We start from the raw sequence: 21119 nt of genomic DNA, 5'->3' as shown, positions 1-21119 counted from the left end.
CCATCGCGAAATGGTTTGCCATATGGGAAACTGTAATTTATAGTTTCCCATATGGCAAACCAATCGATCCCGCTCGACACCGTCTTCCACGCGCTCGCCGATCCGACGCGGCGCGCGGTTATCAGCCGCTTGCTGAGGGGCGCAGCGCCCGTAAAGCGCTTGTCCGAACCGTTCGAGATGGGGCTGCCCGCCTTCATGAAGCACCTAGCGGTGCTCGAGACCTCGGGGCTGATCCGCTCCGAAAAGCACGGCCGCGTGCGGACTTGCCACGTCAACGCCGAACGGTTGGCGGCCGCCGAGGGCTGGCTCTCCGAGCAGCGCGCCATCTGGCAGGGTCGCACCGATCGCCTCGCCCAATTCGTCGAATCGCAAAATCCCCAGAAACAAAAGGACAGGAACGGAAAATGACCGCCAAAAGCGAACTCACCATCTCGCGCTTCATCGCGGCGCCCCCCGCCGCGGTGTGGAACGCGTGGAGCGTCCCCGCCAATCTCGAAAAATGGTGGATTCCGGCGCCGATCGAATGCCAGGTCGTCGCCCTCGACCTGCGGCCGGGCGGCGGCTTTGTGACGCGGATGCGCGAGGAAGGCGCGGCCGATTTCCAGCCGCATGTCGATGGCTGCTTTCTCGAGGCCATCCCCGAACAGCGCCTCGTCTTCACGACGGTGCTCACCGAGGGCTGGCAGCCCGCCGAACCCTGGCTCGCAATGACCGCGATCCTGACCTTCGAGGCCAAGGACGGCGGCACCCTCTATTCGGCGCGCGTCCTGCACAAGAGCCCCGAGGACAGCGCCAAGCATGAAGAAATGGGTTTCCACGAAGGCTGGGGCACCGTGCTCGGCCAGCTGGCGGCGATGCTGGAGCGATAAGCTGCGCGGTTATTCAGTTTCCTTCGTCATTCCCGCGAAAGCGGGAACCCAGTAGCACCGTTGCAACTGGGTTCCCGCTTTCGCGGGAATGACGAAGGTGTAAGGACGTACTTGCACCGCTCGCGCCGCAACGCCATAGCGCCGCCATGCACGATATCCGCCTGATCCGGGATAACCCGCAAGCCTTCGACGCCGGCCTCGCGCGCCGCGGCCTCGAACCCCTGTCTGCCCAGATCGTGGCGGCCGACGCGTCGCTGCGCGCGTTGCAGACCGAGATCCAGGGCGCGCTCGCACGCCGCAACGAGGCGTCGAAGCTGATCGGCCAGGCGATGGCGCAGGGCGACAAGGACAAGGCCGAGGCGCTGAAGGCCGAGGTCGCCGACCTCAAGACCTCGCTTCCCGCAAAGGAAGACGCCGAGCGCGGGCAGCTTGCGGCGCTGCAGGATATGCTCGCTGCGCTCCCCAACTTGCCCGCAGCCGACGTCCCCGACGGCGAAGACGAGGACGGCAATGTCGAGATCGCACGCTGGGGCACGCCCCGGACATTCGACTTCGCGCCGCAGGAACATGCCGACTTCGCCCCCGCGCTCGGGCTCGATTTCGAGACCGCGGCGAAGATGTCGGGCGCGCGCTTCGCCTTTCTGAAAGGCCAGATGGCGCGTCTCGAACGCGCGCTTGGCCAGTTTATGCTCGACAAGCAGACGATCGACGCCGGCTACACCGAATGCGCGACCCCGCTGATGGTCCGCGACGAGGCCGCCTATGGCACGACCCAGCTCCCCAAGTTTCGCGAGGATCTATTCCAGACCACCGACGGTCGCTGGCTGATCTCGACCGCCGAGATGAGCCTGACCAACGCCGTGCGCGAGGAAATCCTGCCCGAGGGCGATCTGCCGATCCGCATGACCGCGCTCACCCCCTGCTTCCGCTCCGAAGCCGGGTCGGCGGGGCGCGACACGCGCGGCTATATCCGCCAGCACCAGTTCTGGAAGGTCGAGCTCGTCTCGATCGTCCGCCCTGAGGACAGCGACGCCGAACTCGAACGCAAGACGCGCGCCGCCGAGACGATCCTCGAGGTGCTCGAACTCCCCTATCGCAAGATGCTGCTGTGCAGCGGCGACATGGGCTTTGCCGCGCGCAAGACCTACGACCTCGAGGTCTGGCTGCCCGGGCAGAACGCCTATCGCGAGATTTCGAGCTGTTCGACCTGCGGCGATTTCCAGGCGCGGCGCATGAACGCGCGCTTCCGCCGCGAAGGCGCGAAGAGCAACGAGTTCGTCCACACGCTCAATGGTTCGGGCCTCGCGGTCGGGCGCACGCTGGTGGCGATCCTGGAAAATTACCAGCAGGCCGATGGCAGCGTCACCATTCCCGATGCGCTGCTGCCGTACATGGGCGGGATCACGCGACTCGAGCCCACCACCTAACCCATCGTCACCCCGGACTTGATCCGGGGTCCACGACGCCGCCGCCGAATGGATGCCGGATCAAGTCCGGCATGACGAAGAGAGAATAAGACGAAGAAAGAAAGACCAGAAACGTGCGCATCCTCCTCACCAACGACGACGGCTATCACGCCCCCGGCATGGCCGTGCTCGAAGCGATCGCACGCGAGCTTAGCGACGACATCTGGGTCTGCGCGCCGGCCGAGGAACAGTCGGGCGCCGGCCACTCGCTCACCCTGTCGCGCCCCGTCCGTATTCGCCAGCACGAAGAACGCTGCTGGTCGTGCAGCGGCACCCCGACCGATTCGGTGATGATGGCAATCGGCAAGCTGATGCCCGAAAAGCCCGACCTGATCCTCTCGGGGGTCAATCGCGGCGCCAACCTCGGCGACGACGTCACTTACTCGGGCACCGTATCGGCCGCGATCGAGGGCGCGCTCGCGGGCATCCGCTCGATCGCGCTCAGCCAAGTCTACGCCAAGGAAGGCATGGGCGACAGCGTCCCCTTTGAGGTTGCCGCGACCTGGGGAGCAAAGGTGCTGCAGCCCTTGATCGACATGGACATGGCCCCGCGCACGCTGATCAACATCAACTTCCCCGCGATCCCAGCCGCCGACGTTCGGGGCATCCGCGTCACGCGCCAGGGCTTCCACGATTATGGCCGCGGCTCGATCGTCGAGGGCACCGACCCGCGCGGCTATCGCTATTACTGGTTCGGGCTCCACGGCATCGAGCACAGCCTCGGCCACGACAGCGACCTCGAGGCGATCGACGATAAATATATCTCGGTCACCCCGCTCCAGCTCGACCTGACGCATGATGCGTCGTTGGCGGCACTGCGGAGTGCTTACTCGGCCTGATACGCGGCTCGACAAAACCAATCGTCATTCCCGCGAAAGCGGGAACCCAGCAGCAACCTCGGACTGGGTTCCCGCTTTCGCGGGAATGACGAAAAATCCAAATTCCGTTCCATATTGAGACAGAAGTCTAGTCACCATCCTTTTGCTTTGGCAAAGGGAGCGCATGGGGGAATTCAGACATCATATCGCGGCCTTATTGTGCGCCGCATCGCTCGCCGGCTGCATTCCGGCCGTGCCCGCCCCACCTTCGCGCCCCGCCCCGGCGGCACCGGCTCCGACGCCCGCAAGCGAGACGTTCGACTTTGAACGCCGTTCGCTAAGCGATGGTGTGGCCAGCTATGAGCGCCCCACCTGGACGCTAAAACCCGTCGCCACCAATGCCGTGCGTGTCCGCGCGGGCACTTATGCCGTCCTCCCCGGCGACACGCTGCGCGCGATCGGCGAGATGGCGGGCGCGGGATCCGAAGCGCTCGCGATCGAAAACGACCTGACGTCGCCCTACACGCTGATGCCGGGGCAGCAGTTGCGAATTCCCGCCGGCTTCTATCACCGCGTCGCGGCGGGCGAGACCGGGATCGGGATCGCCCATGCCTATGGCGCCGACTGGGGAGAGATCATCACGATCAACGCGCTCGCGCAGCCCTATATCCTGCGCGTCGGCCAGCGGCTGCGCCTGCCCTCCAACGCGCGGGCCATGCCGCCTGGACCCGTTGCCCGCGCCGCCGCCTTCCGCCTCGACATCGACGATATCGCAACGGGCAGTCAGCCTGCGCTCGCCGCCAGCGCCCGCCCGGCCGCGGGCGCAATCACACCGCGCCAACCCGTCACCACCGCAATCGCCGACCCCGCGCATTTCGCCGGTCGCTTCGAATGGCCGCTGAACGGCCCGATCCTCGCGCGCTTCGGCCCGCTCGCGCCGGGCAAGGTCAGCGACGGCATCAATATCGCCGCCGCCGCGGGCACCCCGATCCGCGCCACGGCCAATGGCGTCGTCGCTTATGCCGGCGACCAGATCGGCGTCTATGGCGGGCTGATCCTGATCAACCATGGCGGCGGCTGGGTCAGCGCCTATGGCCACGCCGGCCGCATCGACGTGAAGCGTGGTCAAAGCGTCCGGATGGGCGACGTCATCGGCCGCGCCGGCGCGACCGGGCAGGTCCAGACGTCGCAACTCCATTTCCAGCTGCGCAAAAATCGCATACCCGTCGATCCGATGAAGCAATTGCCGCCCCGATGAGCCAGCCTCGCGCGTCGAAGCTGAAGCTGCAACACCGCTTCCAGCCGCTGAAACGCATGAGCAAATGGCCGATCTGGGCCGACGTGATCACGCGGCTTAGCGTCGCCTTCTTCCTCGTTGGCATCGTCGTGCTCGTCCATTGGATCGACCGCGCGGGGCTGAAGGACAGCCATGACGGGCACATCAGCTTCCTCGATGTCGTCTATTTCACGATGATCTCGGTCACCACGACCGGCTTTGGCGACATTGCACCGGTGTCCGACCGCTCGCGACTGATCGAGGCGGTGATCGTCACCCCGATCCGTATCATGGTGCTCTTCATTTTCGTCGGCACCGCCTATAATTTCGTCCTCAAGCGCACATGGGAAAAATGGCGTATGGCCCGCATCCAGGCAAAGCTCACCGACCATATCGTCGTCCTCGGCTTCGGCATCAGCGGCAGCGAAGCGGTCAAGGAACTGATCGCGCGCGGCACCGACCCCGCGTGTATCGTCGTGATCGACCAGTCGCCGTCGCGTATCGCAGAGGCAGAGGCGATGGGCTGCAACGTGCTGCAGGGCGACGCATCGAACGACGACACGTTGATCGACGTCCACATCGCAAGGGCGCAGTCGGTGTTGGTGTCGGCGGGACGCGACGACACATCGATCCTCATGGTCCTGACCGTCCGCCACCTCGCGCCCAAGGTGCCGATCAGCGTCGTCATTCGCGCGCAGGACAATGAATTGCTCGCGCGGCAGGCGGGCGCGAACAATGTCATCAACCCGGTCAGCTTCACCGGGCTGCTGCTCGCGGGGTCGGCGCAGGGTGCGCATGTCGCCGACTATATGGCCGACCTCGCCGCGGTCGGCGGCAAGGTGCAGCTGCGCGAACGCCCGGTCGCCGCCGAGGAAGTCGGCCGCAGCCTCGACCAGCTCGCGAGCGGCGGCCGCGGCCTGCGCATCTATCGCGGCGGCAAGCCCTATGGTTTTTGGGAAGCGGAGACGCAGAAGCTCCAGCCCGGCGACACGATCGTCGAGGTCATCAATTGCGAAACATGCGAAGCGGATTGATCCTTTAATCCTCCCTGTGGCGAAGCCATGGGGAGGATTATAAATCACCCCAAGAACACGAACACCGCGCCCATCGCCGCGTAAAAGGCGATCCAGTATCCGGCGTCGATCCCGAACAATTTCAAACTCGCACGGCTGAACAGGTAATTGGTGCCGATCGCCGGAACGATGAAGCCGAGCGCAATGCCGGTCGAGATCATCATCGTCGAGCGCGCGCTCATCTCGCCGAAATGCGCGAGCAGATGGCCAAGGAAGATCGCCGACACGATGCTGAGCAAAAAGGTGGTGCCATAGATGAGCAGCATATTGCCCTTCTTCAGCTCCTCTTCGGTGAACCCGCGCTCCTTCATCCACGCCGCGCCGAACAGCGGCCCGTACCAGATGCCGCCGACGATAAAGCCCACCGCCGCCGCGACCAGAATCGTGATCCAGTCCATATTCGCCATTATCATTCCCTCCCCTTATGTGCTTGCAAAGCAACCTCCACGCGCAGAACTATAATTGCAAGAGAGGGAGAAGGCGATGCCCCGCAATATTCCGCTGCCCGAAGGTCTGAAGCCGCCAAGCCGACTCGCAACACTCGGCGAACTCGCACTGCCGCTCGACATGCTACGCTATGGTCTTGGCGGTTATCACCTGATCGGCGCCCCGCGCGGCGACGGGCGTCCGGTCGCCCTGCTCCCCGGATACGGAGCATCTGAACTCTCGATGCGCCCGCTCGAGGCGTATCTGCGCCACCTTGGCTATCACGTCCGCGACTGGGGCATGGGCCGCAACCAGGGCCGCGTCGCCGCCGATGTCGAACGCTTCGCGAAGCAAGCCGCCGAATGGGCCAAGGCCGACGGCGCCCCGCTCACCCTCATCGGCTGGAGCCTCGGCGGCGTCATCGCCCGCGAAACCGCGCGCGCCTATCCGCAGCTGGTGCGCGAGGTGATCACAATGGGCACGCCGATAATAGGCGGCCCCAAATATACGGCGCTCGCACAGCGCTTCGCCGGCCGCGACTTCGACGCGATCGAGCACGAGATTCATGCGCGCAACCAGAAGGGGCTCACCCAGCCGCTCACCGTCATTTACTCCGACCGCGACGGCATCGTCGGCCCCGACATCGCGGTCGACATCTACAACAGCCAAGCGCGCAACATAAAGGTCGACAGCACGCATCTGGGCCTCGGTATCAACCCGCGCGTGTGGCGGATCGTGGCAGATACGCTGGCGGGAAAGAGTTGATCGCTAATATCTTACCTCCGTCACCCCGGACTTGATCCGGGGCCTGCCTTGTCTTGAAGAAAAAGGCGGATCCCGGATCAAGTCCGGGATGACGAAGAAGAGCATGGAACGCGCGAAGCACAGCCATGGTGACAAACGCCAAAAAATCCCCTATGCGCCCCGCCAATCATGACAGTCAAAACTCTCCCTACCCAGCCGAAGGTCGGCATGGTTTCGCTCGGCTGCCCCAAGGCGCTCGTCGACAGCGAACGGATTCTGACCAAGCTGCGCGCCGATGGCTACGGCCTGTCGCCCGACTATGCGGGCGCCGACGTCGTGCTCGTCAACACTTGCGGCTTCCTCGACTCGGCGAAGGAAGAAAGCCTCGAGGCGATTGGCGAAGCGATGGCCGAGAACGGCCGCGTCATCGTCACCGGCTGCATGGGCAACGAGGCCGAGGTCATCCGCGCCCGCTTCCCGAAGGTGCTGGCCGTGACCGGCGCGCATCAATATGAGCAGGTCGTCGACGCGGTTCACGAAGCCGCGCCGCCGACGCAGGGCCCGTTCGTCGATCTCGTCCCCGAAGGCGGACTGAAACTGACGCCGCGGCACTATAGTTACCTGAAGATCTCCGAAGGCTGCAACCACAGCTGCTCCTTCTGCATCATCCCCGATCTGCGCGGAAAACTGGTGTCGCGCCGCATCGACGCGGTGCTGCGCGAGGCCGAAAAGCTCGTCGCCGCGGGAACGAAGGAATTGCTGGTGATTAGCCAGGATACTTCGGCTTATGGCGTTGATATAAAACACGAAAGTCGGATATGGCACGACACCGAAGTGCGCGCCCACATGACCGACCTTGCGCGGCACCTTGGCCAACTTCGGACGAGCGAAGGCCGCGCCCCGTGGGTGCGCCTCCATTATGTCTATCCCTATCCGCACGTCGATGCGATCATCCCGCTGATGGCCGAAGGGCTGCTGACGCCCTATCTCGACATCCCCTTCCAGCACGCGAGCCCGAGCGTGCTCAAGCGCATGAAGCGCCCCGCGAACGAAGCCAAGGTGCTCGAACGGCTGAAGAGCTGGCGCGCGATCGCCCCCGACATTGCGATCCGCTCGAGCTTCGTCGTCGGTTTCCCCGGCGAGACAGAGGCCGATTTCCAATATCTCCTCGACTGGCTCGACGAAGCCCAGCTCGACCGCGTCGGCGCCTTCCGCTTCGAACCCGTCGCGGGGGCGCAGGCGAATGCGCTCGATGGTCAGGTCCCCGAAGAGGTCAAGGAAGAGCGCTACCAGCGCATCATGGACAAGACCGCCGCAATCAGCGCCGCAAAGCTCGAAGCCAAGATCGGCCGCACCCTCCCCGTGATCATCGACGAAGTCGGCGAAGCCGACGAGGACGGCAGCATCGGCGCGACGGGCCGCTCACAGGCCGACGCGCCCGAGATCGACGGCCATGTCTATCTGCGCGACGTCGCGACTTCGCTCAAGGCCGGCGATATCGTCGATGTCGCGATCGAGGATGCGGATGAGCATGATCTGTTCGGGGTGATCGCGGACTAACGCATAATGTTGGAACGGCATTTACTGTTCGATGTTACCTAGAGAGCATCGAACAGGGGCTGTACCATGCACGCCAAGATATTTGCTGCATTGCTACTGATGGGATCGCTTGCAGGCTGCGATCGCCAGACCGCGATCGAAGCCCCGCCGCGCGCGACCGACAAGGCGCCCTCCCCCACGCAGAAATCGTTGATCGCGGTGCCAATAAACGCCAACACCGCGTCGCTCAAACAGGCGCTCGAACGCGCGGTGCCCAAGACGCTGTGGACGATCAACCGGCGCGAGCGCGCGTGCGTCCAGCCACAGCGCGTCAAGCTGTTCGGCAAGAAGGTCAAGGTCACGCCGCCGATCGCCTGCACCATCGTCGGCCAGGTGACGCGCGGGCCGCTGCGACTGCGCGGCGAAGGCGAGGAGATCGTCGTCGACATTCCGCTGAGTGCGCAGATCGGCGCGCACGACGTCGGCGGCGCGCTGAAGGGCGAGACCGCGACCGGCGCCGCGATGGCGCATGCGCGGATCAAGATCGAGCTCACCCCCGACTGGCGCACGCAGGGCAAGGCGCGGATCAGCTATGGCTGGACCAAGGCGCCGGGGATCGATTTCCTCGGCAAGCGCATCACCTTTACCGACGAGGCCGATGCGAAGCTGAAGCCGGTCGTGCGCGACGTCGAACGCGAAGTTGCCCAAGAGATCGCGAAGATCGATATTCGGGGACAGGCGGCCGATGTGTGGCGGCAAAGCTTTACCGCGCTCGAGCTCAACCGGGAGAATCCGCCGGTATGGATGCGTGTCACGCCGCAACGCATCCTCTACGGCGGTTACCGGATCGACGGCGATCGCATGAACCTCAACCTCGGGCTCGAGGCAATCACTGAAACCTTCGTCTCGGGCCGCCCCACCGATCCTGCTCCGACCCCGCTCCCCCGCCTCGTTCGCGAAACGCCGCGCCCGCATCTCGATGTGCGCGTGCACGTGATCGCCGATTATGCGCAGCTTCAGCCCGTCGTCGACCGTGCGCTCGCGAAACGGTCGAAACGGCCTTTCGTTCTGCCGAAGCTCGGCTCGATGATGGTGAAATTCGGCAAGTCGACCATCTATGGCGCCCCCGGCGGCCGGATCGCGGTGGGCGTCGATGTCGATGCGAAGCTAGAGATTCGAAGCGGCGCGCCGACGCGCGGGCGCATCTGGATGACCGCCGTTCCCGCCAACAAGCCGGGCTCGGCCGAAGTGCATTTCACCAACCTGATCGTCAACGGCGACACCGACGGGGTCGGCGGCGACCTGCTCATCCTGCTCGGGCGCAGCGAGGAGTTTGCGCCGCTGATCGCCGACGCGCTGACCCAGAATTTCACGAACGACCTCGGCAAACTGCAAGGCAAGATCAAGCGCGCGGTGAACCAGCGGCGTGAGGGCGCCTTCGTCATCCGCACCCGCGTAGACCGTTTCGAGACCGGCGAGATCAAGGCTTATGGCAACGGTTTGTATCTGCCGGTGCGAATGGTCGGCGGGGCCAGCATCGATTATCGCCCGGCGCGCTGATCGGTTCAGCGGCGGGTAAAATCCATCGTCCAGTTCACTTCCCAGCTTTCCCCGCCGTCGGCCGACATCGCCTGCTCCCAGCGCGGCGATTGGGTGTCCGTACGGCTCCAGATGAAGCGCAGCCGGATCAGCCGCCCGTCGAGCATGTCATCGGCATAGAAATGCCCGACCCCATCTTCGAACCGGCCGATGACCGGAACGTCCAGCGCATGCGGACTGCGCGCATCGAGCCACCAGATCGCCCAGCTCTTTTGCGCCGGATCGAAGGATCGCAGCGCAATGGCCCGATAGGTTCCGCTGGGGATATGCAGGACATTGTCTTCGACATTCCCGTCGCCCCCCAAAATCGGGCGCATATCGGAGGTCCCGTTGAATTCTTCCCATTCGTCGCAGCCCGCAAGCCGCGCCTTCAACCGGCGGTGCCGCACCTGCCAGCTGCCGATCTGGAAATCGAAATCACCGGCCATGACGCACGCTCCCCGCTATCATCCACGGGAGTGTTCTTATTACGTTCTCGCCTGAACGCAACCCCGGCGCGATCAGAACAGGCGGGTGATCGCGTAGAAGACCGCCGCCACTGCGGCGCTCGCCGGGATGGTGATGAACCACGCCGCGACGACATTGCCCGCGACGCCCCAGCGCACCGCGCTCGTCCGGCGCGCGACGCCGGCCCCGATGATGCTGCCGGTAATCGTGTGCGTCGTCGACACCGGAATGCCGAGCAGGCTGGCGGTGAACACCATGATCGACCCGCCGGTCGAGGCTGCAAAGCCTTGGTGATGCGACAGCTTGGTGATCCGGCCGCCCATCGTCTCGATGATCTTCCACCCGCCCGACAAGGTGCCGAGCGCAATCGCGATGTAGCAGCTGAACGCCACCCAGTGCGGGACATGGAATTCGCCGCCGAGATAGCCGGTCGAATAGAGAAGGACGGTGATGATCCCCATCGTCTTTTGCGCGTCGTTCAGCCCGTGGCTGATCGAATAGGCGGCCGAGGACAGGAGGTGAAGGCGGCGAAAGGTCGTTTCGGCGAATTTCGCGGTCGCGCGGCGCAGCGCCCAGCTGCTGACCAGCATCACCAGCATCGCGAGCATCATGCCGAGCAGCGGCGACAGGAAGATCGCGATAACGGTCTTGTTGAGCCCGGTCCACTCGATCCCCTCGAACCCCGCATGCGCGACACCCGCACCAACGATGCCGCCGACCAGCGCGTGGCTCGACGAGGAGGGAATGCCCTTCAGCCAGGTGACGACGTTCCAGAACATCGCGCCGACCAGCGCGCCGAACACGACCGCCGGGGTCACCAGATCCTTGTCGATGATCCCTTTGCCGATCGTTTCGGCGACCTTGTGCAACTCGGGGAAGATCACCGACAGGAAATAGGCGGCGAAGTTGAAGAAGGCAGCGAACAGCACCGCCTGCACCGGCCGCAGCAGCCGCGTCGCAACGACGGTCGCGATGCTGTTCGCGGCGTCGTGCAGCCCGTTCAGAAAGTCGAACGCCAGCGCCAGGATGACGAGGCCGACGAGAAGCGGGAAAGCGAGTTCGTGCATGGTTCGCGCCCCCGCTTATGCGTGGTCGATGACCAGACCGTCGATCTCGTTCGCGACATCCTCGAAACTGTCGGTGACGCGCTCGAGATGGCGGAAGAGTTCGCGCGCGATCAGGAATTGGGTGGGATTCGCTTCGCCATGCTCGCGGAACAGGCGCTTGAGCCCGGCGGCATGGATTTCGTCGGCGTGACCTTCCATCCGTACCAGCCGCTCGGTGAGTTCGTGGAGCCGCGAACCGTTGGCGCCGATGTTGCGCAGCAGCGGCAGCGCCTCGGCGGTCAGCCGCGCGGCATCGACGATGATGCCGGCAATGTCACGCATCTCGGGTTCGAATTCGGTGACGTCGTACAGGTCGACGGCGCCCGCGGTCTTCTGCATCTCGTCGATGGCATCGTCCATCGAGGCGATGAGGTCGGTGATCGCGCTGCGGTCGAACGGAGTCAGAAAGGTGCGGCGGACGGTCTGCAGCACTTCGCGGGTGATCGCATCGGCGTCATGCTCGCGCTCGATGATTTCCTGGACATGGTCGGCCATGCCCTCGCCCCCCTGCAGCATGCGCGACAGGGCGTTGGCACCGGCGACAAGCGTCGCAGCATGGCTTTCGAACAATTCAAAGAAATTTCCCTGTCGCGGCAGCAAACGCTGAAACCATGCGAACATCCGGCTTACCCCTGTTTTTTCGCCAATATTCTGAGCCACACCGCGCGGCATGGCGACGGCACGAAAACCACCGTCACCGAACGAGCGGATCAGCGCCTGCAAGTCCGGTTCCTCGACCGCCGACGCGGCATCGCGGAACGAGAACCATTTGCGGTCGCGTTCGTCCATTTCCTTCCAGTCGTTGAGTTCGTTCGTCACGGCGAGCGGAAAGACCTCGACGTGATACATGATCGACGCGCCGTTGGCCCGACGCTTCCGATATTCATAGCTGCCGATCGGCGTCGGGCAGACGGCACCGGTCACCCCCGCCTCTTCTTCGGCTTCGATCGCGGCGGCGGCGTGGCGTGTCATGCCCGTCAACGGGTTGCCCTTGGGCACGACCCAGCGCTTGGTTTCGCGCGATGTGATCAGCAGGATTTCGGTCGGTCCGTCCTGCGTAGGCCCCCCGAATCGATAGGGAAGGACGGCGATTTGACGCATCGGGCTTTCATCCTTTCCTCTGGTTTCGGGCGTGCGACCACCCGGGTGACAATGCGGTTACGCCCCTATGACAATAATGTGACAGCGACAAGGAGGCTTCATCACCACCGCGCTTTCCGTAAACGTCAATTCGATTGCAAAATGAAACGCGGTGCGTAATCTATCCATCAAACATAGTCGGGAGACAGGATGATGGCAGGCACGGCGACGATGGAACGCCCCGCGGACGCAAAAGCTGCACCGGTCGATCAGGATGTGCTGATCGTCGGCGCCGGCATTTCGGGAATCGGCATGGCGGTGCATTTGCAGCAGTACAGCCCCGACCGCAGCTTCACCCTCGTCGAACGCCGCGCCGACCTCGGCGGCACCTGGGACCTGTTCCGCTACCCCGGCATCCGGTCGGACAGCGACATGCACACATTGGGCTTCGTCTTCGAACCATGGAAACATGAAAAGACGATCGCCGACGGCCCCGCGATCCTCGAATATCTCAATCGCATCGTCGACGAGCGCCATATCCGCGAACGCATCCGTTTGGGCCGCAAGGTGGTCGGCGCCGATTGGGACAGCAACGCGGCGCGCTGGACGGTGACGCTGGAGGATGACAAGGGCGGCACGACGACGACGACCGCGCGCTGGCTCTATCTCGGCGCCGGCTATTATGATTATGACGAGCCCTTCGACGCGAATTTCACCGGCCGCGAGGATTTCAAGGGCCAGATCATCCACCCGCAATTCTGGCCGAAGGATCTCGACTATTCGGGAAAGCAGGTCGTCGTGATCGGATCTGGCGCGACCGCGGTGACGATCGTCCCGGCGATGACGGACCCCAAAAACGGGCAGGAGGCTGCGCATGTGACGATGCTGCAACGCACGCCGACCTGGTATTTCATCCGGCCGGCGAAGGATGCTTTTGCGAACTTCCTCCGCAAGATCCTGCCCGAAGAGGTCGCGTACAAGATCACGCGATTCAAGAATGTGAAGCTGCAGGACATCGGATTCCGCCGCGCGCGCGAAAAGCCCGAGAAGGTCCGGGAGTTTCTGACCAAGAAGCTGAGGGCGGCGCTCGGCGACCGTTATGACGAACAGGCGTTCACTCCGCCCTACAACCCTTGGGAACAGCGGCTGTGCCTCGTTCCCGACGCCGATTTCTTCGAGGCGATGAAGAAGGACAAGGCGTCGGTCGTCACCGACCATATCGAACGCTTCGACGCGGGCGGCATCCAGCTGAAGTCGGGCAAGCATCTCGACGCCGACATCATCGTCACCGCCACCGGCCTGAGACTCGCGGTCGCGGGCAAGATCCCGGTGCGCGTCGACGGCGACCTCGTCGACTGGAGCGAGCATTATTATTACAAGGCGTGCATGTTCTCGAACGTGCCGAACTTCTCGGCGGTGTTCGGTTATCTCAATGCGAGCTGGACGCTGCGCGCCGACATCGTCGCCGAATATGTCTGCCGCGTGCTCAACCATATGAAGACGACCGGAACGAACGTCGCGACCCCGGCGCTCGTCGACCCCGCCACGCTGACCGAGGAGAATATCTTCGATTTCTCGTCGGGCTATATCCAGCGTTCGCTGCACATCATGCCGAAGAATGCCGACAAGCTGCCGTGGCGGCTCAGCCAGAATTATGTTCAGGATCGCATCGATATGCGGACCGGGGCGATCGACGACAACGTGTTGACGTTTGGCAATGCGCGGGCGGCATCAGCGACGGCACCGGCGGAGCTCGAAGCCGCCGAATAAGGGTCAGGCGGCGCGCTTCGCGCGCTGCCGCCGGATCAGCCAGAAGACCAGCCCGCCGATCGCGATCAACAGGATCGGGATCGCGATGGCCAGCGTCTTCATGCCGGTTTCATACTGGTCGATGAATTCCAGCGCCGCCGGCCGGGTCGCGCTGCCGACGACATTCCATTCGGTGATCTGGAGCGGCGCTTCATTCCGGGCGTAGAAGCGCAGCGAGATCGTTGTCCATTTGCCCTTGCCTGTACCGACGACGACAACCTCTTCCTGCCGCTCCTTCAGCCCCGGGGTGACGTTGGTCTTCCAGCTGTAGTTGGCAAGCTGCCACTTTGCATCATCGCCCGGGCACTCGCGCGGCAGCACTGGGATCGCCTGATCGATCGTCGATGCTATTTCCGGGTGGAGCTGCGCCCTCACGCTCGGCGGGTCGGTGCAAATGCGTTCGGCGATCGAGAGTATCTCGCGTTGCCGCTCGGGCTCGACCATCTTGTCGAGCGCGGTCTGAAAGCTGCACGCGCCTAGCATAGCCAGCATCGCCGCTGCGCAGCCACAGTGATAGAAACGACGCATCGCCTTCCCCCCGTCGATGATCTTCGAGGGAAGGATGACGGATTTCGCCCCGACAATCCAGTTTTTAGGCGCGGCTAGTCGGCATGCTCGGGTTTGCCCTTGGTCGAGCCCGTGGCAAAATCCTCAAGCTGCTTTTCGCTCATGCTATCGACCATCTGTTTCGAGGCGCCTTTCAGCTTCGATTTGGGCGTGTCGCCGCGTTTGGCGCTGAGAGCGGCACCGGCGGCTTTCTGTTGCGCTTTCGATTTGGCTGGCATGATCAATCTCCTGACTGCTCCCCCGCCATGGGGCTGTTTCGCAATGGCCTAGTCCTTCAAACTCAGTTGATGGGGAGGAAGTCGCGCGCATATTCGTCCTTCAGCGCGCGGACGAGCGCGCCGGTGACCGGCACGTTGATCTTGTAGCTGCCCTCGGCGTAGGGGCCGACCTCATAGGGCGCGATGGCGATCGTCATCCGATCGAGATAGCGGCCGTCCGACGAGCCGAGCCACACCGTCTGCGCCGATGCGGGCGGGCATTTGGCGAAGACACTGTCAGGTCTTTCCTCGGCCGTGATGCCCCTCGCCGCCTTGGCGCGCTTGATGCCGGCGCAAAAGGGTTCGCGGATTGCGGCGTCGAAGGCTTCGCCGCTGGTGAACAGGTCGAGCGGTTTCAACTGCGTGCGCCGGTTGCGATCCCAGAGCAAAGTCTCGAACCCCGTCATCCCGTGGGCGCCGCCCGTATAGGTTTCGATCTCGGCCGACAGGCTGAGGAACCGCGGCGTGCTCGTGACGCGTTGCCACGTCTGGAGATGGCTGTGGGCACGATAGGGAAATTCGCCCTTTTCGGCCGCCGCCTTGTCGCGCTGCGCCGCGGCAATCAGCGCGTCGCGCTTGGTCGCCCGGTCGCCGTCCAGCCATGCCGCGAGTTCGGGAATCGCCGCCGCCTCGCGCGGATAGGCATAAGCGAATTCGATCAGGTCGTTGCTTTCCTTGACGGTGGATGCCGGTGCATTTTTCGCCGCGACATCGGCCGCTCCGCCGGGCGGGGCACCGGGTACTCCCGCGGCGGCCGCTTTGTCGGCGGGCGTCGGCTTGCCTTCAGAGCAGCCCGCGAGCAGCAGCGTGCCGGCAAGGAACAAGGTCGCGTTTCGGTGGGACGTTGCAGTCGCCATGCAGGCATAACGCCGGGAATCGACAAAATATCCCGAGGAGCCTAGCACGGCGGCATGACCGACTATTCCGACCTGATCCAGCCCGACAAGGGACAGGACGCCCGCACGATCCACCTCGTCGACAAGAAAAGCTATGACGAATGGCTGAAAGGCCGCAGCGCGCGCGAGCGTGCGCACCTCGCCGCCGTCGGCTTCAAACCCGATGCCTTTGTCCACGCGATTTTGCCGGGCGACGACCCCGAACGGTGGGCGGTCGTGACCACCGTTGCCAAGGTCGACAGCCTGTCGGCCTGGTGCCTCGCCAAGCTGGGACAGATCCTTCCCGAAGGCCGCTATCGCCTCGAAGGCCATCAGCCGGGCAAAGCACTGTTCGGCTGGATGAGCGCGCAATATCGTTTCGACACGTATCGACCCAAGGCCGAGAGCAAGGGGCCGCGCGTCCTGCTGACGAGCGACGTCGGCGCGATCGCGCCGATGGTCGCCGAGATGCGCGCGGTCGCGCTCGTCCGCGACCTCGTCAACACGCCCGCCGCCGATATGGGGCCGGCGGCGATCGAGAAGGCGGCCGAACGCATCGCCAAGGCGCATGGCGGCAAGCTGACCGTCACCAAGGGCGAGGCGCTCGAGCAGGGCTATCCGATGATCCACGCGGTCGGGCGCGCCGCGGCAAAGCACCATGCGCCGCGCTTGATCGAAATAGAATGGGGCAAGGACAGCCATCCGCGCGTCGCGCTGGTCGGCAAGGGGATCAGCTTCGACAGCGGCGGGCTCGACATCAAGCCCGCGTCGGGCATGCGGCTGATGAAGAAAGACATGGGCGGCGCGGCGCATGTGCTCGCGCTCGCCGAACTGGTGATGGCGAGCGGTTTGCCGGTGCGGTTGCACTGCCTCGTCGCCGCGGCCGAAAACGCCATCTCGTCCGATGCCTTTCGTCCCGGAGACGTGCTGACGAGCCGGCTCGGCCTGACGGTCGAGATCGGCAACACCGACGCCGAGGGACGGCTCGTGCTGGGCGATGCGCTGGCGAAGGCGGGCGAAGCCAAGCCCGAACTGATCGTCGATTTCGCGACGCTGACCGGCGCCGCGCGGGTCGCGCTCGGCCCCGATCTTCCCCCGCTCTATGCCAATGACGACGCGCTCGCCGATGCGATGCTCGCTGGCGGGATCGAACGCGACGACCCGCTGTGGCGCATGCCGCTGTGGGACGGTTATGCCGACCTGCTCGAAACCGACATCGCCGACCTTGGCAATGCAGGCAGTTCATCCTTTGCGGGGTCGATCACCGCGGCGCTGTTCCTGAAGCGCTTCGTGCCCGACGGCGCCCTATGGGCGCATCTCGATACCTTCGCCTGGCGCCCCTCGGCGAAACCCGGACGCCCCAAAGGCGGCGCAGCGCTCGGATTGCGGGCGGCGTGGGCGATGCTGCAGGCGCGTTACGACCGCCGCAGCAAAGCCTGAACATTCTTGATAAAGCAGGCCCTGCTGGTCTAATGCCGCGCGATTGTCCGCCAGGGGCGGCGCACGGGTTTTTACAGGACGGCAAGTGACAGCAGAAAGTGGCGATAATTCAGCGGCAAACCGCGTGCGCATGGGGCGTCCCGGCGCCGTTGGCGCGGGCCGCGATCGCTTTGGCCTGACGGGAACCTCGCAGGCCTATGATCCGCGCGTCGTCGCGATCCGCCCCGATCTTGCCGATATAGCGGTCGCGGGCCAGCATTTCGCGCCGCATTATGCCGCGCCGATGATGCAGAGCGGTGTGCTACCCGCAGCATCGCTGCGCGCATCGCCGTCGGTCGATGCCGACCAGACGAGCGAGCTCCTGTTTGGCGAGGGCTTTGCCCTGCTCGACCTGACGGGCGGCTGGGCGTGGGGCTATTGCCTCGCCGACCATTATGTCGGCTATCTCGCCGCCGAAGCGCTCGCCGCGCCGATTGCGCCCACCCACCGCGTCCGGATGATCGAAGCGATGCTCCATAGCGCGCCCGATGCCGCGAGCGGCGGCCCCGGCGTCCTGCCGCGCGGCGCGCTGGTGATGGGCGAGCCCGAGGGCGAATGGCTCGTGACCTCGCATGGCTACCTGCCGCTGGCATCGCTCGTCGAAGTCGGCACCCAGGACGACGACCCCGCCGAACTGGCCGAACAGATGATCGGCACGCCCTACATCTGGGGCGGCCGTACGGCGAAGGGCATCGACTGTTCGGGTCTTGTCCAGCTCGTGTGGGGTGCAGCCGGCGTCCATCTGCCGCGCGACAGCGATCTACAGCTTGCCTCGCTGGGCCCCGAAAAGGACGTCGACCCGGCTGAGCTAGCACGCGGCGACCTCGTGTTCTTTCCGGGGCATGTCGGCATCATGGCGGACGATCGGACCCTCATTCACGCCAGCCGACGATGGATGGCGGTGAACAGCGAACCGCTGGCCGACGTGATCGCGCGTTCGGCCGCAAAGGGACATGATGTGCCGGTCACCGGCTATAAACGACTGCGATAGAACCATGACAAAGACGGTCTTCATCGACGGCGCGTCGGGAACGACGGGCCTGGAAATCGCCGAGCGGCTCGCCGGACGGAGAGAATTTACGCTGATCGCGCTCGACGATGCGCGCCGCAAGGATGCCGCCGCGCGGCGCGAGGCGCTGAACGACGCCGACTTCGTCATTCTCTGCCTGCCCGACGACGCCGCGCGCGACGCGGTCGCGATGATCGGCAATGCGCGGACGCGGGTCATCGACGCATCGACCGCGCACCGCGTTGCGCCAGGCTGGATCTACGGCTTTCCCGAGGTCAGCGGGCATGATGCCGTCGCCGAGGCGATGCGGGTTTCCAACCCCGGCTGCTATTCGACCGGCTTTATCGCGCTGATCGCCCCGCTCGTCCGCGCGGGCCTGCTCCCCGCGGATTGGCCCTATGCCTGTCACGCGGTCAGCGGCTATTCGGGCGGCGGAAAGGCGCTGATCGAGCGCTTCGAGGACGACCGCGACATCGCGTGGCGCGGCTATGCGTTGGCGCTCGGCCACAAGCATGTGCCCGAGATGCAGGCACGCTGTGGGCTGTCGGTCGCGCCGCTGTTCTCGCCCGCAGTCGTCGCGGCGCATCGCGGCATGGTGGTCGAAATCCCCCTGCCCTTGCAGGCGATGCCGGGCGCGTCGGCGCCGGACGCGCTGCGCGCTGCGCTGGCCGGATTTTACGCGGCGAGTCCGGTCGTTTCCATGGGCGAAGCGCCGGCCGATGGAGAGATGCTGCTGCGCGCGTCGGACGCGGGCAACGACCGGCTCGACCTGTTCGTGTTCGGCAATGCCGACGGCAGCCAGGCGCGGCTCGTCGCGCGGCTCGACAATCTGGGCAAGGGCGCCAGCGGCGCGTGCGTCCAGAACCTCAACATCATGGCGGGATTGCCCGAAACCGCGGGCTTGCGGCTTTAGTGCACCGTGTCGAGGACCTCCTCGACCGCCAAATAGGTGATCAGCCGCTCGATCTGGCGCCAACGCGCGAAATGGACGTGGTTGCCGAGCACCCGATATTGCTCGGCACGCGCCGCCGCGGCAAACCCCGCCTCTTCGCCATGGACGCTGATCAGCGCATGGGCGTCTTCGACCGCGGCGCGATCGGCGAGAAAGGGTGCGGGCAGATACATGGGGTTCCCGGTCCGTTGCGTTGAGCTCATCTTCTACCCGGCGCCCCTCACCGTGCCGTTCCCAACCGTGATGAACAATCGGGTAAGGTTAATCACGGGGCATCGCGGGTTAACCAAGGACGTACCGCGCGATCCGCGTTTCGCCCCTTTGCCGCCGCGCCTCGCCCGTGTAGACAGGCGCCATGCGCAAGATCCTGAAATATGCCGCCCTCGCCCTGCTGCTGTTGCTGATCATCGGCGGCATCACATTATACATCATGTCGCGGCCCGACGTGGCGCGCTTCTCGACCGCCGAACTCAGCGGCCGGGTGCCGGTGATGGCGGCGCAGAGGACCGAGACATTTCCGACGACAAACGTTCCCGAAGCGACAAGCTGGCCGGCAGCACAGGCGCCGCGCGCTGCACAGGGGCTGACGGTTGCGCGCTTTGCCGAAGGGCTCGACCATCCGCGCAACATGCTCGTGCTGCCGAACGGCGACGTGCTCGTCGCCGAGGCGCAAAGCCCGCCGCGCGACAGATCGGGTATCGAGGGCAAGATCATGGGCAAGCTGATGAGCAAGGCCGGTGCCGGCGGCGTCTCCGCCAACCGCATCACCCTGCTCCGCGACGCCGATGGCGACGGCAAGGCCGAGGTGAAGACCGCGTACATCACCGGGCTCAACTCGCCCTATGGCATGGCGCTGGTCGGCAAGACGCTCTACATCGCCAACACCGACGCGCTGCTCGCCTTTCCCTATGTCGAGGGTGAGACGAAAATGAGCGGCAAGCCGGCGAAGATCGTCGACCTGCCGGCCAAGGGCACCAACCGCCACTGGACCAAGAGCCTCGCGGCAGCGCCGAACGGCTGGCTCTACATCGGCGTCGGCGCCGACAGCAATATCGGCGAAAAGGGTATGGCTAACGAAGTGCGCCGCGCCAGCATCCTCGAGGTGCGGCCCGAGAATGGATATATGCGGACCTTCGCTGCGGGTATCCGCAACCCCGTGGGGCTTGGCTTTTATCCGGGCAGCGACCGGCTGTGGACCGTGGTCAACGAACGCGACATGCTCGGCAGCGACCTGGTCCCCGACTATCTGACCGACATCACCGAGGGCGATTTCTATGGCTGGCCCTGGTATTATTGGGGCGGATATATCGACCCGCGCGTCGAGCCCGAGGCCGAGGATCGCCGGCAATATGTGAAGCGCCCCGACTATGGCCTCGGCGCGCACACCGCGCCGCTCGGGATGACCTTCACCCAGGGCCTCGACCTTGGCGATCGCTGGGCGAACGGCGCGCTGATCGCGCTGCACGGGTCGTGGAACCGCGATCCCGTCGCGGGTTACAGCGTCGTGTTCGTCAAGTTCGGTGCCAACGGCAAGCCGGTCGATGCGCTGCCGATCACGCTGCTCGACCAGTTCCTCGCCAAGGACGGCAAGACGACACGCGGACGTCCGGCCGATGTGAAGGTCGCAAAGGACGGCAGCGCGCTGGTTGCCGATGACAGCGGCAATGTGATCTGGCGGGTCGCGAAGGCGGGGTGACACGAAGCCCTTGGAAGCGGGCACAAAAATTC

General features: G+C 64.7%; 22 protein-coding genes. 14 read left to right on the top strand and 8 right to left on the bottom strand.

Features of this window, described 5'->3' with window-relative positions:
* Nucleotides 1-51: 51 nt before the first annotated feature.
* The 6 genes from V6M50_RS15735 (at nucleotide 52) to V6M50_RS15710 (ending at nucleotide 5463) form a co-directional block, all read left to right on the top strand.
* A complete protein-coding gene (locus V6M50_RS15735; RefSeq protein ID WP_332819524.1) occupies nucleotides 52-408 on the top strand; it encodes an ArsR/SmtB family transcription factor in 357 nt (118 codons plus the stop codon).
* Nucleotides 405-869 carry an SRPBCC family protein gene (locus V6M50_RS15730; RefSeq protein ID WP_332819523.1) on the top strand — a complete coding sequence of 155 codons (465 nt, stop codon included), beginning with the start codon at nucleotides 405-407 and terminating at the stop codon, nucleotides 867-869. The genes V6M50_RS15735 and V6M50_RS15730 overlap by 4 nt, the downstream gene beginning before the upstream one ends.
* Before the next feature lie 146 nt (nucleotides 870-1015).
* Complete coding sequence (gene serS / locus V6M50_RS15725; RefSeq protein WP_332819522.1) at nucleotides 1016-2296, top strand: serine--tRNA ligase; 1281 nt, start codon at nucleotides 1016-1018, stop codon at nucleotides 2294-2296.
* Nucleotides 2297-2409: 113 nt separating this feature from the next.
* Entirely contained in the window at nucleotides 2410-3174 is a 765-nt protein-coding gene (gene surE, locus V6M50_RS15720) for a 5'/3'-nucleotidase SurE (protein WP_332819521.1), read from the top strand.
* A gap of 328 nt (nucleotides 3175-3502) precedes the next feature.
* Entirely contained in the window at nucleotides 3503-4411 is a 909-nt protein-coding gene (locus V6M50_RS15715) for a M23 family metallopeptidase (RefSeq protein ID WP_332819520.1), read from the top strand.
* Entirely contained in the window at nucleotides 4408-5463 is a 1056-nt protein-coding gene (locus V6M50_RS15710; protein WP_332819519.1) for a potassium channel family protein, read from the top strand. The genes V6M50_RS15715 and V6M50_RS15710 overlap by 4 nt, the downstream gene beginning before the upstream one ends.
* Before the next feature lie 44 nt (nucleotides 5464-5507).
* Here V6M50_RS15710 and V6M50_RS15705 read toward each other — a convergent pair whose 3' ends face one another.
* Nucleotides 5508-5909 (bottom strand): DUF1761 domain-containing protein, encoded by a 402-nt coding sequence (locus V6M50_RS15705; protein ID WP_332819518.1) that lies wholly within the window; start codon nucleotides 5907-5909, stop codon nucleotides 5508-5510.
* Between the two features lie 76 nt (nucleotides 5910-5985).
* Between V6M50_RS15705 and V6M50_RS15700 the strand changes: the two genes are divergently transcribed.
* The 3 genes from V6M50_RS15700 to V6M50_RS15690 all read left to right on the top strand — a co-directional run bounded on the left by V6M50_RS15700 (nucleotide 5986) and on the right by V6M50_RS15690 (nucleotide 9771).
* Nucleotides 5986-6693 carry an esterase/lipase family protein gene (locus V6M50_RS15700; RefSeq protein ID WP_332819517.1) on the top strand — a complete coding sequence of 236 codons (708 nt, stop codon included), beginning with the start codon at nucleotides 5986-5988 and terminating at the stop codon, nucleotides 6691-6693.
* 168 nt (nucleotides 6694-6861) lie between these two features.
* The gene (rimO, locus tag V6M50_RS15695) at nucleotides 6862-8232 is read left to right on the top strand and encodes a 30S ribosomal protein S12 methylthiotransferase RimO (protein WP_332819516.1); all 1371 of its coding nucleotides are present in this window, start codon (nucleotides 6862-6864) and stop codon (nucleotides 8230-8232) included.
* Nucleotides 8233-8298: 66 nt separating this feature from the next.
* Nucleotides 8299-9771 carry a DUF4403 family protein gene (locus V6M50_RS15690; protein WP_332819515.1) on the top strand — a complete coding sequence of 491 codons (1473 nt, stop codon included), beginning with the start codon at nucleotides 8299-8301 and terminating at the stop codon, nucleotides 9769-9771.
* Nucleotides 9772-9776: 5 nt separating this feature from the next.
* Here V6M50_RS15690 and V6M50_RS15685 read toward each other — a convergent pair whose 3' ends face one another.
* From V6M50_RS15685 to V6M50_RS15675, 3 genes are all read right to left on the bottom strand, one after another.
* A complete protein-coding gene (locus V6M50_RS15685) occupies nucleotides 9777-10238 on the bottom strand; it encodes a DUF1579 domain-containing protein (protein WP_332819514.1) in 462 nt (153 codons plus the stop codon).
* Nucleotides 10239-10310: 72 nt separating this feature from the next.
* On the bottom strand, nucleotides 10311-11324 hold the full coding sequence (locus V6M50_RS15680; protein WP_332819513.1) for an inorganic phosphate transporter: 1014 nt from the start codon (nucleotides 11322-11324) through the stop codon (nucleotides 10311-10313).
* A 15-nt stretch (nucleotides 11325-11339) separates the two neighbouring features.
* Nucleotides 11340-12464 carry a DUF47 family protein gene (locus tag V6M50_RS15675; RefSeq protein ID WP_332819512.1) on the bottom strand — a complete coding sequence of 375 codons (1125 nt, stop codon included), beginning with the start codon at nucleotides 12462-12464 and terminating at the stop codon, nucleotides 11340-11342.
* Between the two features lie 192 nt (nucleotides 12465-12656).
* Between V6M50_RS15675 and V6M50_RS15670 the strand changes: the two genes are divergently transcribed.
* A complete protein-coding gene (locus V6M50_RS15670) occupies nucleotides 12657-14213 on the top strand; it encodes a flavin-containing monooxygenase (RefSeq protein ID WP_332819537.1) in 1557 nt (518 codons plus the stop codon).
* Nucleotides 14214-14216: 3 nt separating this feature from the next.
* Here the strand turns inward: V6M50_RS15670 and V6M50_RS15665 are convergent, their stop codons facing one another.
* The 3 genes from V6M50_RS15665 to V6M50_RS15655 all read right to left on the bottom strand — a co-directional run bounded on the left by V6M50_RS15665 (nucleotide 14217) and on the right by V6M50_RS15655 (nucleotide 15933).
* A complete protein-coding gene (locus V6M50_RS15665; protein ID WP_332819511.1) occupies nucleotides 14217-14780 on the bottom strand; it encodes a hypothetical protein in 564 nt (187 codons plus the stop codon).
* A gap of 74 nt (nucleotides 14781-14854) precedes the next feature.
* Nucleotides 14855-15037: a DUF3008 family protein gene (locus tag V6M50_RS15660; protein ID WP_332819510.1), complete on the bottom strand. Its 183-nt coding sequence runs from the start codon at nucleotides 15035-15037 to the stop codon at nucleotides 14855-14857.
* Between the two features lie 62 nt (nucleotides 15038-15099).
* The gene (locus V6M50_RS15655; protein WP_332819509.1) at nucleotides 15100-15933 is read right to left on the bottom strand and encodes a DUF3298 and DUF4163 domain-containing protein; all 834 of its coding nucleotides are present in this window, start codon (nucleotides 15931-15933) and stop codon (nucleotides 15100-15102) included.
* A gap of 54 nt (nucleotides 15934-15987) precedes the next feature.
* Here V6M50_RS15655 and V6M50_RS15650 point away from each other — a divergent pair, with 54 nt between their 5' ends.
* The 3 genes from V6M50_RS15650 (at nucleotide 15988) to argC (ending at nucleotide 19352) form a co-directional block, all read left to right on the top strand.
* The gene (locus V6M50_RS15650) at nucleotides 15988-17391 is read left to right on the top strand and encodes a leucyl aminopeptidase family protein (protein ID WP_332819508.1); all 1404 of its coding nucleotides are present in this window, start codon (nucleotides 15988-15990) and stop codon (nucleotides 17389-17391) included.
* An 85-nt stretch (nucleotides 17392-17476) separates the two neighbouring features.
* A complete protein-coding gene (locus V6M50_RS15645; protein WP_332819507.1) occupies nucleotides 17477-18421 on the top strand; it encodes a C40 family peptidase in 945 nt (314 codons plus the stop codon).
* 4 nt (nucleotides 18422-18425) lie between these two features.
* Nucleotides 18426-19352 (top strand): N-acetyl-gamma-glutamyl-phosphate reductase, encoded by a 927-nt coding sequence (argC, locus tag V6M50_RS15640; protein ID WP_332819506.1) that lies wholly within the window; start codon nucleotides 18426-18428, stop codon nucleotides 19350-19352.
* Here argC and V6M50_RS15635 read toward each other — a convergent pair.
* Nucleotides 19349-19564, bottom strand: a complete 216-nt coding sequence (locus tag V6M50_RS15635; protein ID WP_332819505.1) for a hypothetical protein — start codon at nucleotides 19562-19564, stop codon at nucleotides 19349-19351. The genes argC and V6M50_RS15635 overlap by 4 nt on opposite strands.
* A 182-nt stretch (nucleotides 19565-19746) precedes the next feature.
* Here V6M50_RS15635 and V6M50_RS15630 point away from each other — a divergent pair, with 182 nt between their 5' ends.
* Complete coding sequence (locus V6M50_RS15630) at nucleotides 19747-21087, top strand: PQQ-dependent sugar dehydrogenase (protein ID WP_332819504.1); 1341 nt, start codon at nucleotides 19747-19749, stop codon at nucleotides 21085-21087.
* The last annotated feature ends 32 nt before the right edge of the window (nucleotides 21088-21119 follow it).

Source organism: Sphingopyxis sp. (assembly GCF_036675685.1).
Taxonomy (GTDB): Bacteria; Pseudomonadota; Alphaproteobacteria; order Sphingomonadales; family Sphingomonadaceae; genus Sphingopyxis.
This window is presented reverse-complemented; position numbering and strand designations above follow the sequence as displayed.

What these genes read in the sequence shown, in the direction of transcription:
- V6M50_RS15670 (WP_332819537.1), top strand. Translation starts at nt 12,657, where the DNA reads ATGGCAGGCACGGCGACGATGGAACGCCCCGCGGACGCAAAAGCTGCA.
- V6M50_RS15675 (WP_332819512.1), bottom strand. Translation starts at nt 12,464, where the DNA reads ATGCGTCAAATCGCCGTCCTTCCCTATCGATTCGGGGGGCCTACGCAG.
- V6M50_RS15650 (WP_332819508.1), top strand. Translation starts at nt 15,988, where the DNA reads ATGACCGACTATTCCGACCTGATCCAGCCCGACAAGGGACAGGACGCC.
- V6M50_RS15700 (WP_332819517.1), top strand. Translation starts at nt 5,986, where the DNA reads ATGCCCCGCAATATTCCGCTGCCCGAAGGTCTGAAGCCGCCAAGCCGA.
- V6M50_RS15735 (WP_332819524.1), top strand. Translation starts at nt 52, where the DNA reads ATGGCAAACCAATCGATCCCGCTCGACACCGTCTTCCACGCGCTCGCC.
- V6M50_RS15710 (WP_332819519.1), top strand. Translation starts at nt 4,408, where the DNA reads ATGAGCCAGCCTCGCGCGTCGAAGCTGAAGCTGCAACACCGCTTCCAG.
- V6M50_RS15655 (WP_332819509.1), bottom strand. Translation starts at nt 15,933, where the DNA reads ATGGCGACTGCAACGTCCCACCGAAACGCGACCTTGTTCCTTGCCGGC.
- rimO (WP_332819516.1), top strand. Translation starts at nt 6,862, where the DNA reads ATGACAGTCAAAACTCTCCCTACCCAGCCGAAGGTCGGCATGGTTTCG.
- V6M50_RS15680 (WP_332819513.1), bottom strand. Translation starts at nt 11,324, where the DNA reads ATGCACGAACTCGCTTTCCCGCTTCTCGTCGGCCTCGTCATCCTGGCG.
- V6M50_RS15660 (WP_332819510.1), bottom strand. Translation starts at nt 15,037, where the DNA reads ATGCCAGCCAAATCGAAAGCGCAACAGAAAGCCGCCGGTGCCGCTCTC.
- V6M50_RS15730 (WP_332819523.1), top strand. Translation starts at nt 405, where the DNA reads ATGACCGCCAAAAGCGAACTCACCATCTCGCGCTTCATCGCGGCGCCC.
- serS (WP_332819522.1), top strand. Translation starts at nt 1,016, where the DNA reads ATGCACGATATCCGCCTGATCCGGGATAACCCGCAAGCCTTCGACGCC.
- V6M50_RS15690 (WP_332819515.1), top strand. Translation starts at nt 8,299, where the DNA reads ATGCACGCCAAGATATTTGCTGCATTGCTACTGATGGGATCGCTTGCA.
- argC (WP_332819506.1), top strand. Translation starts at nt 18,426, where the DNA reads ATGACAAAGACGGTCTTCATCGACGGCGCGTCGGGAACGACGGGCCTG.
- V6M50_RS15685 (WP_332819514.1), bottom strand. Translation starts at nt 10,238, where the DNA reads ATGGCCGGTGATTTCGATTTCCAGATCGGCAGCTGGCAGGTGCGGCAC.
- V6M50_RS15635 (WP_332819505.1), bottom strand. Translation starts at nt 19,564, where the DNA reads ATGTATCTGCCCGCACCCTTTCTCGCCGATCGCGCCGCGGTCGAAGAC.
- V6M50_RS15705 (WP_332819518.1), bottom strand. Translation starts at nt 5,909, where the DNA reads ATGGCGAATATGGACTGGATCACGATTCTGGTCGCGGCGGCGGTGGGC.
- V6M50_RS15630 (WP_332819504.1), top strand. Translation starts at nt 19,747, where the DNA reads ATGCGCAAGATCCTGAAATATGCCGCCCTCGCCCTGCTGCTGTTGCTG.
- V6M50_RS15665 (WP_332819511.1), bottom strand. Translation starts at nt 14,780, where the DNA reads ATGCGTCGTTTCTATCACTGTGGCTGCGCAGCGGCGATGCTGGCTATG.